At 71.7% G+C, this 15,709-nt stretch carries 12 protein-coding genes; 9 read left to right on the plus strand and 3 right to left on the minus strand.

Annotated features, from left to right (window positions below; genetic code table 11):
- Positions 1-130: 130 nt before the first annotated feature.
- The 7 genes from ACWC5O_RS12080 to ACWC5O_RS12110 all read left to right on the plus strand — a co-directional run bounded on the left by ACWC5O_RS12080 (position 131) and on the right by ACWC5O_RS12110 (position 8,527).
- Complete coding sequence (locus tag ACWC5O_RS12080) at positions 131-1,324, plus strand: cytochrome P450 (RefSeq protein ID WP_450586507.1); 1,194 nt, start codon at positions 131-133, stop codon at positions 1,322-1,324.
- A 351-nt stretch (positions 1,325-1,675) separates the two neighbouring features.
- Positions 1,676-2,884 carry a cytochrome P450 gene (locus tag ACWC5O_RS12085; protein ID WP_450586508.1) on the plus strand — a complete coding sequence of 403 codons (1,209 nt, stop codon included), beginning with the start codon at positions 1,676-1,678 and terminating at the stop codon, positions 2,882-2,884.
- 61 nt (positions 2,885-2,945) lie between these two features.
- Positions 2,946-4,418, plus strand: coding sequence for an MFS transporter (locus tag ACWC5O_RS12090; protein ID WP_450586509.1), 1,473 nt, complete (start codon positions 2,946-2,948; stop codon positions 4,416-4,418).
- Between the two features lie 43 nt (positions 4,419-4,461).
- Positions 4,462-5,292, plus strand: a complete 831-nt coding sequence (locus tag ACWC5O_RS12095) for an alpha/beta fold hydrolase (RefSeq protein WP_450586511.1) — start codon at positions 4,462-4,464, stop codon at positions 5,290-5,292.
- Between the two features lie 187 nt (positions 5,293-5,479).
- Positions 5,480-6,430: a diacylglycerol/lipid kinase family protein gene (locus ACWC5O_RS12100; protein WP_450586512.1), complete on the plus strand. Its 951-nt coding sequence runs from the start codon at positions 5,480-5,482 to the stop codon at positions 6,428-6,430.
- A 62-nt stretch (positions 6,431-6,492) separates the two neighbouring features.
- Positions 6,493-6,861: a nuclear transport factor 2 family protein gene (locus tag ACWC5O_RS12105; protein ID WP_450586514.1), complete on the plus strand. Its 369-nt coding sequence runs from the start codon at positions 6,493-6,495 to the stop codon at positions 6,859-6,861.
- Between the two features lie 97 nt (positions 6,862-6,958).
- Positions 6,959-8,527 (plus strand): MmgE/PrpD family protein, encoded by a 1,569-nt coding sequence (locus tag ACWC5O_RS12110; RefSeq protein ID WP_450586516.1) that lies wholly within the window; start codon positions 6,959-6,961, stop codon positions 8,525-8,527.
- Positions 8,528-8,548: 21 nt separating this feature from the next.
- On the opposite strand, the gene ACWC5O_RS12115 is transcribed toward ACWC5O_RS12110, so the two are convergent.
- Positions 8,549-8,953 carry a hypothetical protein gene (locus ACWC5O_RS12115; RefSeq protein ID WP_450586518.1) on the minus strand — a complete coding sequence of 135 codons (405 nt, stop codon included), beginning with the start codon at positions 8,951-8,953 and terminating at the stop codon, positions 8,549-8,551.
- A 240-nt stretch (positions 8,954-9,193) separates the two neighbouring features.
- Between ACWC5O_RS12115 and ACWC5O_RS12120 the strand changes: the two genes are divergently transcribed.
- On the plus strand, positions 9,194-11,089 hold the full coding sequence (locus tag ACWC5O_RS12120; RefSeq protein WP_450586520.1) for a galactose oxidase-like domain-containing protein: 1,896 nt from the start codon (positions 9,194-9,196) through the stop codon (positions 11,087-11,089).
- Between the two features lie 113 nt (positions 11,090-11,202).
- A complete protein-coding gene (locus tag ACWC5O_RS12125; RefSeq protein WP_450586521.1) occupies positions 11,203-13,494 on the plus strand; it encodes a Dyp-type peroxidase in 2,292 nt (763 codons plus the stop codon).
- Positions 13,495-13,498: 4 nt separating this feature from the next.
- On the opposite strand, the gene ACWC5O_RS12130 is transcribed toward ACWC5O_RS12125, so the two are convergent.
- Both ACWC5O_RS12130 and ACWC5O_RS12135 read right to left on the minus strand, forming a co-directional pair.
- Positions 13,499-14,791 (minus strand): NB-ARC domain-containing protein, encoded by a 1,293-nt coding sequence (locus ACWC5O_RS12130; RefSeq protein ID WP_450586522.1) that lies wholly within the window; start codon positions 14,789-14,791, stop codon positions 13,499-13,501.
- Positions 14,791-15,555 (minus strand): GntR family transcriptional regulator, encoded by a 765-nt coding sequence (locus ACWC5O_RS12135; RefSeq protein ID WP_450586523.1) that lies wholly within the window; start codon positions 15,553-15,555, stop codon positions 14,791-14,793. The genes ACWC5O_RS12130 and ACWC5O_RS12135 overlap by 1 nt, the downstream gene beginning before the upstream one ends.
- Positions 15,556-15,709 lie beyond the last annotated feature (154 nt).

Here is a 15,709-nt window from a genome sequence, read left to right on the forward strand (position 1 = left end):
GCCAAGCGGAAACCAGTCATTTACTGGCTGAAAACGCGTCAGTAATCCATCAGATCCCTGTCAGGGCTGCTCATCAGGATGTCTCCAACGCTGGACACCCACTGGAAACCAGCCAACGGAGGGAAACCCCATGTCCGAATGCGAGCAGCAGCTGCCGGAGTGGCCGATGGCCCGTTCCTGCCCGTACGCGCCACCGGACGCCTACGCGGGCCTGCGCAAGGAGCCACCGGTGCGCGTGCGCATACGCGGCGGCGAGGCCTGGCTGGTCACCCGGCACGCGGACGTCCGCCAGGTGCTCAACGACAACCGCTTCAGCGCCGACGACCAGCAGCCCGGTTTCCCGATCCGGATCCAGCTGCCGCCGGAGCCCGGCGTGATGTCCTTCAACCGCATGGACGACCCCGAGCACGGCCGGCTGCGCCGGATGGCGATGACCGAGTTCACCGCCCGCCGCACCCGTGCCCTGCGCCCCGAGGTCGAACTCCTCGTCGGTCGGCTGCTGGACGAGCTGGAGCAGGGGCCGAACCCGGTCGACCTGGTGGAGAACTTCGCCGTCCGGCTGCCGTCGCTGGTGATCGCCCGCATGCTCGGCGTCCCGGAGGAGGACGAGGCGACGTTCACCGAGCAGAGCCGGGTCATCCTCTCCCAGGACGCGACGCCCGAGGAGACGTACGGCGCGTTCGTGGAGATGACCCGGTTCCTGGACCAGCTGGCCGCCCAGCGCACCGCCGACCCGAAGGACGACCTGATCAGCCGGCTGGTCACCCGCTATGTGGCGAGCGGCGAGCTGAGCCACCAGGAACTCGTCGCCATGGCCCGGTTCTTCCTGGTCGCCGGGCACGAGACCTCGGCCCACCAGATCAGCCTGAGCGTCCTCAGCCTGCTGCGCGATCCGGCCCAGCTGGCCGAACTCCGCGCCGACCCCGCCCTGTTCAAGCCGGCGGTGGAGGAACTCCTGCGCTACTGGTCCATCTCGCAGGACAACCAGGTGCGGGCCGCGGTGGCCGACGTCGAGCTGGGCGGGGCGCACATCCACAAGGGCGAGGGCGTGATCGTGGCGATCCCCGGCGCCAACCACGACGAGTCGGTCTACCCCGACCCGGGCCGCCTCGACATCCACCGCAACGCCTCCGGCCACCTCGCCTTCGGCTTCGGCGCGCATCTGTGCCCCGGTGCCTCGCTGGCCCGCATGGAGCTGGAGGTGTGCCTGAGCCTGCTCTTCGCGCGCTTCCCCGGGCTCCGCCTGGCCGTCCCCGTCGACGACGTGCGCTTCCGCGAGAACACCCTCGTGTACGGCCTGGAGGAACTCCCCGTCACCTGGTGACGGCCGCTCCATCCGGGTGACAGGAGGGCCGTGCCCCCACCACGGCCCCGCCCCCCACGCGGCCGCCCGCCCGCGGCCCACCCCGTCAGTCCGCGATCAGCATCGAGTCAGTCCTCCTTGGCAAAGTCATTACTCACCACCGACTCACACGGGCCCTTGCGGGGACCCGTGTCAGCGCTGTGTCAGCGCCGCGTCAGGGCACCGCGCGAAGGTGGCGTTCGGCGTCCGCGCACAACTCGGAGGTAAAGATTCCTCTTCCGTGCGCCTCCCGGGCCCCCTTCAACCGTGCCCCGTGCAGAAAGAGAGTCGGTGCCGAGGATCACCTTTGCCCCCCGATCACGGAGGACGAACATGTCACTCGCGGACCACACCGACATCCTGGACTGGCCCTTCGCCCGCACCGAGGACGGCAACCCGCCGCCCGAACTGGCCGAGTTGCGCCAGGCACCCCCCTGCGTGGTGCGCATCCCGGCGGGAGCAGCCCAGTCACGACTGGCCTGGCTGGTGACCCGGTACGCCGACGTGCGCCAGGCCCTGTCCGACCCGCGGCTGAGCGCCGACGAGACGTTACCCGGCGCCCCCGTGCGCATCCAGGTGCCGCCCGGGGGCAACCCCAGCTCGTTCCTTCGCCTGGACGACCCCGAGCACGCGCGGCTGCGTGGCATGATCCAGACCGAGTTCACCTACCGCCGCGTCAAGCGGCTGCGCGAGCCGGTCCAGCGGCTGGTGGACGAGCTGCTTGACGAACTGGCCGCCCAGCCCCAGCCGGCCGACCTGCACGCCGTCTTCTCCCGGGCACTGCCGACCCTCGTCATCGCGCGATTACTGGGTGTCCCGGAGGAGGACTCCCCGTTCTTCATCGAGAAGACCCGCCTCACCATCTCCCAGGAGGACCCGGCCGTCTCCCAGGCCGCGTTCGTCGAGATGTCCGAGTACCTCGCCAAGCTGGCGCTGCGCAAGCTCACCGACCCCGGGGACGACCTGATCAGCAGGCTCGCCGTCAACCACCACGCGACCGGCGCCCTCACCCTGGACGAACTCGTCGGCATCGCCCGCCTCGTACTGGTCGCGGGCCACGAGACCACCACCAACCAGATCGCCCTGAACGTCCTCGCCCTGCTGCGCGACGACGAGCTGCGGGCTCAGGTCGCCGCCGACGACGGCGCGCTGATCGGCAATTTCATCGAGGAATCTCTGCGTTACTGGTCGATCTCCCAGGACGCCATGGTCCGCCTCGCGATCGAGGACATGGAGCTGGGTGGCGTGGCGATCGAGAAGGGCGACGCCGTCGTCATCTCGGTGCCCGCCGCCAACCACGACGAGTCCGTCTTCGCCTGCCCGCACCGCATCGACCCGCACCGCGACACCAGCGGCCATCTGCAGTGGGGCTTCGGCCCGCACTACTGCCAGGGCGCCCCGCTGGCGCGGCTCGAGATGGAGCTGGCCCTGCGCTCCCTGCTGCGCCGCTTCCCGAACCTCCGCCTCGCGGCCGACCCGCGCACGCTGTTCCGCCGCGGCACCGTCTTCCACGGGGTGACCCATCTGCCCGTGACCTGGTGACCGGAGACATCCCCGGTGCACCGCACAACCCACAACGCACGATCAAGGAAACGGAGTCGTCATGACTTCTGAATTAACCCCCGACGTCGCGGTGGAGGGGCGCGAGCGCACGACCCCCGTGGACGCACCGGCTGCCGCCCCCTCCGCCGGTGCCCTCCTGGTGGTCCTCGTCGGGACGTTCATCACGGTGCTGGACTTCTTCATCGCCAACGTGGCCGTCCCCGCCATCAAGGCCGACCTCGACGCCACCGCCGCACAGGCCCAGATGATCGTCGTCGGCTACGGCGTGGCCTTCACCTCGGGCCTGATCACCGGCGGCCGGCTCGGCGACCTCTACGGCCGCCGGCGGATGTTCGCCCTCGGCATGGTGCTGTTCATGGTGGCCTCGGCCGCGTGCAGCTTCGCGCCCTCGGTGACCGTGCTCGTGGTGGCCCGGATCGCCCAGGGCGCGTCCGCCGCGCTGATGGTGCCGCAGGTGCTGGGGATCATCGGCACGGTGTACACGGGCGAGGCCCGCGACCGCGCCTTCAACGTCTACGGCCTGGTCATCGGACTCGCCGGAGTCTTCGGCCAGTTCATCGGCGGCGCGCTGATCTCGGTCGACGTGGCCGGCCTGAGCTGGCGCACGATCTTCCTGATCAACGTCCCGCTGTGCCTGCTCTCCCTCGCCTTCGTCCGCCGTACCATCCCCGAGTCCCGCGGCCAGGGCGGCACCCGGCTCGACCTGGCCGGCGCCCTGCTGGTCACGGCGGCCCTGGGCCTGCTGGTGTTCGCGCTGCTCGAAGGACAGGAGCGCGACTGGCCGGTGTGGGTGTGGGAGTCGCTCGCCGGTGCGGCCGTCCTGCTGGCCGTGACCGTCCGGCACCTGCGCCGCAGGTCCGCCGCCGGGCGCGGTCCGCTGATCGAGCCGGGGATGTTCCGCTCCCGGCTGTTCTCGGTCGGCCTGGTCGCGACGGTCGTCTACTTCCTCGCCATGGGCTCGTTCTTCTTCACCCTCGCCCTCTACCTGCAACTGGGCCGCGGCCTGACCCCGTTGCAGTCCGGGCTGATGTTCCTGGCGCTGGGCGCGGGCTACTTCGGCGCCTCCATCGTCTCGGCGCGGTTCGCCGCCTCGGTGACCGCCCGCCGGGTCGCCGTCGGCCCACTCGTCCTGGCCGCCGGCTTCACCGCGATCGCGCTGACGGCACGCGGCCTGGACATGAGCGGCCAGGTGCTGTGGCTGCTGCCCGTGCTGCTGGTCGCCGGCCTCGGCATGGGCCTGACCACCGGCCCGCTGACCAACCTGGTGCTGGGCGGCGCGGTCCCCGAGCACGCGGCCGCCGCCTCGGGGCTGCTCAACACCGCTCAGGAGGGCGGGGCCGCCATCGGCGTGGCGGTCGCCGGCACGGTCTTCTTCCCCGCGCTCGCGGACGCCGGCGGCAAGGCCGACGCCTACCCGCACGCGTTCGCCGTCACCCTGGTCCCGCTCGTCTGCCTGGGCGTCCTCGCCTCGCTGCTGGTGCTCGCGGCCCCGGGCCGCGCCGCCCGCAAGTGAGCGCCCGGCGCCCCGACCGTACGAAGGAAGGAGGCAGGAAGGGATGCCGTACCTCACCACCCGGGACGGGACCCGGCTGCACTACAGCGACTGGGGCGACGGACGGCCCGTCGTCCTGCTCGGCGCGGCCATGGCGGACTCGCGCATGTGGGAGTTCCAGGCACCGTTCCTCGCCGGGAACGGGCTGCGCTGCATCACCTACGACCGGCGCGGCAGCGGCCGTTCGGACATCCCCTGGACCGGATACGACTACGACACCCTGGCCGGCGACCTCGCCGACCTGCTCGACCACCTCGACCTGAGGGACGTCGTGCTGGTCGGCTACGCGGTGGGCGGCGGGGAGTGCGTGCGCCACCTGTCCCGGTACGGCACCGCCCGGGTGGCCGGGCTGGCCCTGGTCGCCTCGACGACGCCGTTCCTGCTGCGCGCCCCGGACAACCCCGACGGACTGGAACCCGGGCTCCTCGACCAGGTGGAGCAGGCCATCCGGACCGACCGGGCCGCCTGGCTGGAGGCGCTGACCTGGCCGTTCTTCGCGGGACCGGAGCCGGACCCGGACAACCTGCCGCTCTCCGGGCAGCTCGCCGACTGGCTGATCGGCATGTGCCTGAACACCTCGCCGAGAGCCGGGATCGAGATCTACCGCACGCTGTTCACCACCGACCAGCGCGCGGAGACGGCCGCGGTCCCGGTGCCCACCCTGGTGATCCACGGGACCGCCGACCTGGCGGCGCCGTACCCGCTGTGCGGCCCGCGGACCGCCGAACTGATACCCGACAGCAGACTCATCACCTACGAGGGCGCGGCGCACGGCATGTTCGCGACCCACGCGGACCGGCTCAACGCCGACCTGCTGGCGTTCGTCAAGGAGTGACACCCGTCGCTCCCACCGCGTCCGGCCCCTGCGCAAGGGGCCGGACGTTCGCGTTCCCGCCCCTTCGTGCCGCGTCAGCGCCGTGTCAGCACTGTGACAGCGCCCCCCGGCAGAGTGGAGATCGCCGCGACGCCGGGCGCACAGCCGGCGGCCCGCGGGTGCCGTCCGACGAAGGAGTACGCCCCCCATGGCAGACACCGCAGCCCCGGCTCCCACCCGGGCCCTCGTCCTGGGCAACCCCGCTTCCGGCAGCCATTCGCCCGAACTGGTCGAGGAGGTGAGCCAGTTGTGCGCGTCCTGCCTGGAGCGCACCGAGGTGCACCTCACCACCGGACCGGGCGACGCCACCCTCGCCGTGCGCCGGGCGCTCCAGCGGCCCGCCGGGGCGCCCGACCTGATCGTCGTCATCGGCGGCGACGGGACCGTTCGCGAAGCCGTACAGGGCCTTGTGCCCGTCACCGGCGACGCCACCCTCGCGGTGGTGCCCGGCGGCACCGGCAACTCCGGCTACAAGATGCTGTGGGGCGAGCGGCCCTGGAGCGAGTCCCTGAAGGCGGTCCTGACCGACAACGGTGTCGGCGGCAGCGCCCGGCTTCGTCGCCTGGACCTGGCCCGCCTCGCCCAGACCCGCAACTACGTCTATCTGGGCGCCTGTTCGGGCGTGATCGCCGACGCGCTGATCACCGCCCGGGAGCTGCCCCTGACCGGACGGGAGCGCTATGCCCGCGCCTTCGCGGACACGGCCGACGGCTACCCGCCGTACCCGGGCCGGGTCACCGTCGACGGCCGGGTCGTGCACGAGGGCCCCACGGTCCTCGCCAACGTCGGCGGCGGCCGGTACCGCGGCGGCCGGTTCCAGGTGCTGCCCGACTCGCTGCTCGACGACGGACTGCTCGACGTCTGTGTCATCGGCGGCGGGATCGCCGCGGCCGACGTGCCCGAACTGACCCTGAACGCCGCGCACATGGACCACCCGGCGACCGTGTACGCACGCGGCCGCACGATCACCGTCGAGCGCACCGACGGCCTCCGGCTGCCGCTGGAGCACGACGGCGAGTACCAGCACGGCATCGGCGCCTCGGCCACCTTCGAGGTGCTCCCGGGAGCCCTCCCGGTCTGGGCGCCGGCCACCCCCTGAAGCCCGTACGAAGCCACCTGTCAGAAGAACAAGTCAAGCAAGTCACAGAGGAGAACGCCCGCATGAGCGACCTGACCACCACCGTCTCCCGTTACCTCGACATCTGGAACGAGGCGGACGCCGACAAGCGCGCCGCGGCCATCGCCGAGCTGTTCACCGCCGACGCCCCGTACATCGACCCGCTCGCGGCGGTCGAGGGCCACGAGGGCTTCGGGGCCGTGGTGGCCGGTGCCCGCGACCAGTTCAAGGGCCTCGCCTTCGAGCTGCACGGCGCCGTCGACGCCCACCACGGCCAGGCCCGCTTCCAGTGGGGCCTGGTGACCGAGCCGGGTGCCGAGCCGATCGCGATCGGCTTCGACGTGATCGTCACCGACGCCGACGGCAAGATCAAGGCGGTCTACGGCTTCCTCGACAAGGTCCCGGCCGCCTGAGCCACACCCCCAAGACCGCGGGAGCACCGGGGCGACGGTGCTCCCGCGGTTGCGTTCCCACCCGTGACGCACGCACGTCTTGGAAGGTAGCCGCCTCATGACCGCTGTCCTCGGGGAGAGCGTCGCCCGGGCCCTGTGCGCCGACTGGGCCGAGCAGGCAGAGACCCTGCCCCGGGCGGGCCGCGGCCGCGCGCCCGCCGACACCCCGTTGCGCGAACTCTCGCACTGGGCCGCCACCCTGCGCCCGCAGCACATCCCGTGCCGGGTGCTGAAACTCGCCGCGAGCCAGGTGCTGTCGCAGATCGCCTCCATCCGGGCCGGTCTCCAGCACCCCCTCGGCAGAAAGCTGGTGGCCGCCTTCGGCCACCCCATGCAGCGCGACCCGCGGCAGGCCGCCGGCGTCTTCGCCGCGCTCGGCTCCTGGCTGAACCTGGACGACACCGCGTACGCCGGGCACCTGTCCAACTCCACGGTCGCGGTGCCGCTCGCCTTCGCCTACGCCCGCCGGCTGGACGGGCTCTCGCTGCTCACCGCGGTGGTCGTGGCCAACGAGTGCGCGGCCCGCATCACCGCCTCCGCGACCCTCGGGCCGCTGCGCGGCCAGAGCGCCGTGCACACCCACCTGGCCGGCGCGGTCGCGGGCCGCCTGCACTGCGACCGGGCTTCCGCCTCCCTCTTCGAGAACTCCTTCGGGCTGGCCTTCGCGATGCCCAACTGGCCGCTGATGCGGGCCTTCCTCGCCAGTGACGCCCGGCTGTTCAACACCTTCACGCCGGTACGCACCGCGATGGACGCCTGCGACGCGGCGTACGCGGGGCTGCGCGGGGCGCCCGACATCATGGAGCACAGCGACGGCTTCCTGGCCCGGTTCGCGACCGTGCCGCTGCCGCAGGCGGTGGCGAAGGGGCTGGGCCGCCGCTGGCACACCGACACGCTGTCGTTCAAGATGCACCCCGGCGGGCCCGGCATCGACGCCGCCGTGGACTGCGCCGCCGAGATCCACCGGGAACTCGGCCCGGTCAGGCCCGAGGACGTGGCCGAGGTGGTCGTCGAGGCCTCCCTGTACACGCTGTTCGCGGGGGAGCGGGCCGCCCAGTACGTCACCGGGCCCGGCTCGCCGCTGGGCGCGCTGGTCCTGGACGTGCCCTATCCCGTGGCCACCACCCTGCTCACCGGCGAGTTCTCGGTGGACGACTTCTCCGCGCCGTATCTGGACGACCCCGACCGCTGGGCGCTGGCCAAGCGGATCCGGCTGGAGCACGACACGGAGATGACCCGCGAACTGTTCCTGTCCGACGCGCCGTTCGGCGAGGCCGTGCGGGAGGCGGGGGAGCTGGCCGTGCCGTGGCTGCGTGGCTTCGGCGGCGACGAACTCGTGGACCTGATCGGCGCGTTGCGGGCCGACGACCGGGACTTCTCCCGGTCCACCAAGGCCACCGGCGCGCGGGTCACCGTACGGCTGACGGACGGCCGTACGGTCTCCCGCACCCGGCTGATCCCGGTGGGCGCCGCCGGTCCGGAGACCCGGGCGGGCCACGCCGACCTGGTGCGGGAGAAGTTCCTGTCGCTCGGTGGCTCCCAGCAGGTGGCCGACACCGTCGACCGCCTGCACCGGATGCGCCCGCGGGCGGTGCGCCGCTGGATCGAGACGGCGTTCCTGGACTGAGAGCGCCGCCGGACGCCGCCGTCAGGCGCCGTGCGACATCGTCTCGTCCGTGCACACGAGGTGGATCTGCAGGTCGGCCGGGCCGGCCTCCCGCCCCAGCATGCCGTAGCCGAGGTCCCGCCGCGTCGTCTTGCGCACGGCGACGATCCAGCCGGTGGCGTGGTCGTTCGGCCGGTTCTCGAGGACGTCGGCCGGTACCTCGGAGAGCTTGGTGCCGGACTTGGCGGTGAGGACGTACCCACCGCTCTCGACGTGCTGCATCCCGGGGCAGAACACCTCGTGACGGCTGCCGTCGGCACCGCCGTGGATGACGGGCGCGGCCGTGTGCTGCGGGGGCTGCGGTTCCGCGGCGGCCGGTGCGGCGGCACAGCAGAGCAGGGTCAGGGCGCCAGCGGTCACGGCGAGGGGCGTGCGTGTTCCCGGCATGGTGAGACTCCTCGGAAGAGCGAAGGGGACGGGTTCGGCTCATTGGAGCCCGCCGCCTCTCGCCGGGCCGTGCCGGACACGCAGCGTTACCGCTCAACGGGGTAAAACGCTCAATCTTTCGAGCAGGCCGCCCTGAATCGCTACGTTGTGTGATTGAGTGAGGGCATTCCGTCACTCTACGTGGTCGCCCCATGCTGCCTCGTGCCGCCCGCGGCGCCCCGTGTTCCCACGAGGAGTCCCATGTCCCGCAGAGGGATCCCCCGCAGGGGGAGGTGGACGTTCGCGCTCGGCTGTGCCGCGCTCGTTCTGTCCGTCACCGCACCCGCAGCCCTGGGCTCGTCCCGTTCCGCCACGCACGACCTCGACCCCCGGCCGGGGCCGGTGCGCATCTCCCGCGAACAGGTCGCGAAGGAAGTCCGCCCCGAGGAGGTCAAGGCCCTCGGCCGGGCCCGCGCCGAGAACCTGGCCCGGGACCGCATCGGCCTGCGCGCCGTCGACCGCGGCTACCCGCAGCCGATGCGCAACCGCAGCCTGAAGGAGCACACCGACTCGCAGACGAAGACCAACGCGGCGTTCGACCCGTCGACGTCCGGGAAGTTCGCCCAGTACATCGACAGCCCGGACTACGGCGACCACGTCGCACTGCTCCCCACCGGCAAGGTCCTGCTGTTCTCCTTCGAGGCCGTCGAGGACAGCCCGAACAAGGAGACGGCGCCCACCGAGGTCATCGGCCGTGACAACGCAGGCCGCGCCTACGTCTGGACCCCACCCGAGAACGGCACGGGCACCGGCACCTTCAAGGCCGTACCACCGCCGGTCCTGAACATGGACGACGGCACGGACGAACCGCGCCCCGCCCCGATCTTCTGCGCCGGACACTCCTACCTGCCCAACGGCATGGTCGGCATCTTCGGCGGCAACCTCGGCGGCAATCACGGCACCGGCGCCCATCTCGCCCTGGTCTTCGACCCCTGGACCGAGACCTGGCACCAGCAGAAGGACATGGCCGAGGGCCGCTGGTACCCGTCGGTCGTCACCGGCGCCGACGGCCGGCAGTTCATCACCTCCGGCCACGGCGACATCGGCTGGGGCAAGCTCTCCCAGACGATCGAGCGCTTCCCGGCCAAGAACACCGCGGTGTCGTACGACCCGTCGACCACCCCGGCCAATCAGGCACTCGACAAGTGGCCGGTCAAGGCCGAGTACTCGACCGACTACCCGCACCTGTTCTCGCTGCGGGACGGCAGGATCTACGGCTTCGGGCGCACCTACAACGAGCAGTACGTCTTCGACCCGCAGACCGAGACCGAGCAGCCGCTGCGCGACCGCCCCGGCGGCGGCATGCGCAACTACGGCTCCGCGGTGGCCCTGCCGAACAAAACCCCCGGCAACGGGCCGGACTCCGTCCTGATCCTCGGCGGTGACCGCAACGACCCGAAGACGTACAAGTTCTCCGGCGGCCGCTGGGCCGAGGACAGCGCCCGCGCCTTCGGCCGCACCCAGGACGACACGCTGATCTTCCCCGACGGCCGGCTGTTCACCGTCAACGGCGGCTACGACATCCGCAACTACGGCAACGGCGACTACAACCCCAACGCCGACGACAAGTGGCGGCAGACCGAGATCCGCGGTGTCGACGGCACCTGGCGGGTCGGCCCCAGCCAGCGGCTGCCGCGCGGCTACCACTCCAACGCCGTCATCCTGCCCGACGGCCGCATCATGATCACCGGCGACGAGCTGCAGGAGATCGCCAACAACAAGGACATCAAGTCCGGGATGAACGGCACCATCGAGATCTACGAGCCGCCGTATCTCCACCAGGGCGGCCAACGGCCGACCCTGACGGACGTGACGAACCCCACCGTGGGCTACGACAGCAGCCTCCGGATCAGCACCGGCACGCCCGAACTGGCCGAGAAGGCCGTCCTGATGGCGCCCATCACCTCCACGCACTCGGTGGACACCAGCCAGCGCCGCATCGAGCTGCCCATCACCAGCAGTGCCGGCAACAAGCTCGTGCTGAAGACCCCGCCGTCGGTCAAGGACGCGCCGCCCGGCTACTACCTGCTGTTCCTGCTCGACGAGCGCGGGGTGCCCAGCATCGCCAAGTGGGTGCAGCTGCGGCCCGGCGCCTGACGCCCCCGTACCCCCTGTCACGTTCCCTGCCTCCGCAGGCCCGGGCGGCGCCGTCCACGCGCCGCCCGGGAACCCGGACCGTCCCCACCGTCCCCATCCAGCAGAGGAGTTCCATGACCACCCCGCTACCGCTGCGCGACAGCACCGAGATCCAGGGCGACATCCTCGCCGGGTTCAAGAAGGACCACATGACCCTGCTCTTCCTCCAGTTCGGCGACATGACCGCCGCCCGGAACTGGCTGGCGGAGCTGATCCCCTCCATCGCCACCACCGAGCAGGTCGCCCAGTTCAACCAGAAGTTCCACGACGCCCGCGTCAACTCCCAGGGCGACGACCCGAAGAACCTCAAGGCCACCTGGGTGGGCCTCAGCCTCACCTATCCGGGCATCCAGTTCCTCACCGGCAACGACAAGGTGTTCGACAAGGTGCCCACGGGCACCACCGTCCAGGCGTTCGTCCAGGGGCCCGCCGTCCGTGCCGAGGCGCTCGGCGACACGGGGTGCAACGATCCGAAGAGATGGATCTTCGGCTCCGAACAGAAGCCCCCCATCCACGCCGTGCTGACCATCGCGGCCGACCTCAAGGGCGACCACGACACCGAGGTCACCCGCCAGACGGAGGCCGCCTCTCGTGCCGGAGTCCTGATCGTCCACCCGCAGTCCGGCGCCACGCTGCCCGGCAAGCGCAAGGGCAAGGAGCACTTCGGCTTCAAGGACGGCGTCAGCGAGCCGTTCGTGGTGGGCTTCGACGACCCGGAGGAGGCCGAGGGCGCCCGGATGATCCCGGCCGGCCAGTTCGTCCTCGGCGCCGACCAGGAGACCCCTCTGCCCAAGGGCGTGCCCGACTGGATGAAGTACGGCTCCTTCCAGGTCGTACGACGACTCGGCCAGGACGTCCCCGGCTGGTGGGCGCAGGTCAACTCCGAGCTGGCGAAGCTGCGGGAAGCCAAGGTGGTGGACGAGAACACCAAGAGCGAGTGGCTCGGCGCCCGCCTGGTGGGCCGCTGGCGCTGCGGAGCCTCGATCGCGAAGTACCCCGACGCCGCGCCCCCGCCGGGCACCAAGCCCGACAACGATCTCAGCTTCAAGGACGACCCCCACGGCATCACCACCCCGCTCTTCTCCCACCTGCGCAAGACCGCTCCGCGTGACGGCCTGGTCGACGGGGGCGAGCTGGTCGACGAGAAGTTCATGGACCTACGCCGCATCATCCGGCGCGGCATCCCCTACGGCGCCCCCTTCGACCCCGCCAACGAGGACGGCGGCGGCCCCGACGAGTCCCGCGGTCTGCTCTTCGTCTGCTACCAGTCCGACCTGCGCCAGCAGTTCGAGTTCATCCAGACCGACTGGATCAACGACCCGAACTTCCCGCACGACCGCAAGCCCAAGCCCGGCCCGGACCCGATGGTCAGCGGCGCGCTCCCCGGAGTCACCACCGGCGAGATCGCCTTCGAGAGCCACTCCAACATCAACGGCGACCGGAAGACCACCATCCTGAGCTTCAAGCCGTTCGTGACCACCGAGGGCTCGGTCTACGCCTTCAGCCCCTCCCTCACCACCCTGCGCGGACTCAGCCGGGGCCGCCTGGAGGGCGCGACCTCCGCCGGCGGCAACCAGACGAAGCCCGGCACCGGCGGACAGCCCGGTCTGATGGACGAGATCCTGCCCTGGCCGGACGTCGAGGGCCGCTACTGGACCTTCTCCGGGCGCACCGTCCGCGTCGCCGGCACCGGCGGCCCCGAGCTGGAACAGCTGACCACGGGAAAGGACGACCGTACCGGGACGGTCATGGACCCGGGCATCGACCTGTCCTCCTGGCCCGCCCTGGCCGGCGTGGACCGGGTCGACGCGATCCTGCCCGTCCCGGACGAGCAAGGCCTCAACGGCGAGAGCAGCTACTGGCTGTTCCACACCAAGGGCGGCAACCAGGTCTACCGCCGCATCAACATCGCCCACGACGCCCGTCACACCAGCCGCAGGATCGGCGACGACCAGCCGCTGTCGCGCTGGAACTCCTTCGGCGGGGTCACCCGGGTCGACGCGGTGCTGCCGGTGCCCGACCAGCGCCGGACCGACGGGACCGACGGCAAGTCCTGGTACTGGCTCTTCCACACCACCCCACAGGGCCAGCGCTACCGACTGATCTCCATCGCCGACGGCGGTATGCACACCGACGTCATGGAGCGCACCGACCGCGAGCTGACCAAGTGGGTCTCGCTGCAGGGCGTCGGGAAGGCCGAGGGATTCCTCTTCGTCCCAGGCAGGTTCCGGGTGAGCGGCCAGACGTGGTGCTGGGTCTTCCACGAGCAGCAGTACCGGGTGATCTCCATCTCCGACGGTGCCGGTCACCCGGACACACTGGTCCGCGAGTCCCGCCCGAACACTCCGTGGTTCCGCAGAGGCTGAACTCCTACAGGCAGTGCAGGTGCCGTGCCCGCGGCAGTACGGCGCCGTGCGCCACGTACAGGCGTACGGCGTCGTACGCGCGGTAGCGGATCTGACCGTTCCGGTCCGGCTTGCCGGCCTGGACCATCTGGCGGTGCAGCAGCTCCTCCAGCAGGTCCACGGCGAGCCGCCGGGACGGTGTCACCCGGGTCGTCATCTCCTGAATGTCGAAGTCACCCTGGATACCGGCCAGTTGACGAAGGGCGGCCCGTAGCGGGGGCGGCAGCTGACGGAAGTACGCGGTCACGCTGGCGTGCAGGGACAGGTCCCCGATGCGCAGCGAACGCAGCCGTTCGCTCTCGTCCGCCAGCCGGTCCGCGAGGTCGCCGAGGGACCGGTGCGGGCGCGCCGTGAGCCACAGGCCGGCGATGTGCAGGGCCAGCGGCAGCCCCGCGCAGGACTCCACGATGCTCCGCGCCGCCTGCCGCTCGGCCCGGATACGGGCGGCGCCCACCAGGTCCGCCAGCATCCGGTCGGCGTCCTGCCGGTCCAGGGCGCCGATCCGGCGGTGGAACCCGTCGGGCAGCGCGGACAGTTCGCGCCGCGCGGCGACCAGGACCGCGCTCCTGCCGTCGTCCACGAGCAGCGGCCGTACCTGCGCCTCGCTGTCGACGTTGTCGAGGACCACCAGCACCCGCCGTCTGCTGAGCGCGTCCCGCAGCCGGGCGCGCGCCTCCTCCGGGTTCTTGGCGGCCGGAGCGCCGCCGAGGGAGCGCAGGATCCGGCGGACGAGCACGTCCGAGGCGAAGGAGAGGGAGGAGGCGCGGTGCAGGTCGACGAAGACCTGTCCGTCCGGGAACCGGCCGCGCACCTCGTGGGCGGCCCGCAGCACCAGCGAGGTCTTCCCGGCTCCGGGCGGTCCGACGACGACGGCGGGCCGTCCGTGACCGGGCTCGGTCCGGGCGACCTCGGCCGTCAGGTCCGCCATCAGCGCACCCCGCCCGACGAGCCGGTGGCGGGGCGCCGCGGGCAGTTCCGCCGGTACGGACACGTCCGGGGGAGCGGGCAGGGACCCGGTGCGGGGCAGCCGGAGTAACCGCCCGGCCTCGCGGGACGGGAGCCCGAGCGCCTCGGCGAGCAGCAGCAGTGACTGTCTGCGGGGACGGGCGGTGTGGCCGGTCTCCAGGTTGCGGATGGCCCGCACGCTCAGCCCCGACCGCTCGGCCAGTTCCCCCTGGGTGAGGCAGGCCGCCTCACGGGCCCGGACCAGCGCGCCGCCCAGGCTGTCCGGGGCGGCCACGGCGTGCAGCGGGCTCATCAGCGTGCCGGCCGGCGCAGGGCCGCGACGAACTTGTAGCGGGAGCCCCGGTACACCGAGCGCACCCACTCCACCGGTCTGCCCTCGGCGTCCCGGGAGTGCCGGGACAGCAGCAGCATGGGCAGGCCCACGTCGGTGGCGAGCAACTGGGCCTCGCGCGGGGTCGACAGCGAGGTCTCGATCGTCTCGTCGGCCTCGACGAGATGGACGCCGTACACCTCGGCGAGGGCCGTGTACAGCGACGGGTACGTGGCCAGCGACCGCCGCAGCCCGGGAAAGCGCCGCGCCGACAGATGGGTCGTCTCGATCGCCATGGGGTCGCCGCTGGCGAGCCGCAGCCGCTCGATGCGCAGGACGCGCTCGCCGACCTCGATGCCGAGGAGGCCGGACAGCTTGGCGTCCGCCGCGACCTCGCCGATGTCCAGCATCTGCGAGGCGGGCTCCAGGCCTTGGGCGCGCATGTCCTCGGTGTGCGAGGTGAGCTGGAGGGTCCGGTACAGCTTGGGCTGGGCGACGAAGGTGCCCTTGCCCTGGATGCGGTCGAGCCGGCCCTCCCCGACCAGCTCCTGCAGCGCCTGCCGGACGGTGGTGCGCGAGGTGCCGAGCCGGACGGCGAGCAGGCGCTCCGCGGGCATGGCCGAGCCTGGCTCGAGCGCCTGCGTCATCTCCAGCACCAGCTGCTTGATCCGGTAGTACTTCGGCACGCGCGCGGCGCGGCCGGGCGCCCCCGTGGGGCGCTGGGCGCTGCTGACGTCGGTGGCCATGCCTGCCTTCCCGGCTGTGTGGGTGGGCTCCCGTTATAGCGACCAACTGCCCTATGGTCTAGTCCAACCAGTACTGGAGGTCTAGTCCAGTAGGCGCGCCGCTGCCGGCCGGCGCAAAAGGGGACGGGTGCACTCCGGTGACTTTCTCGTAACG

It is taken from the genome of Streptomyces sp. NPDC001450, from assembly GCF_053597295.1.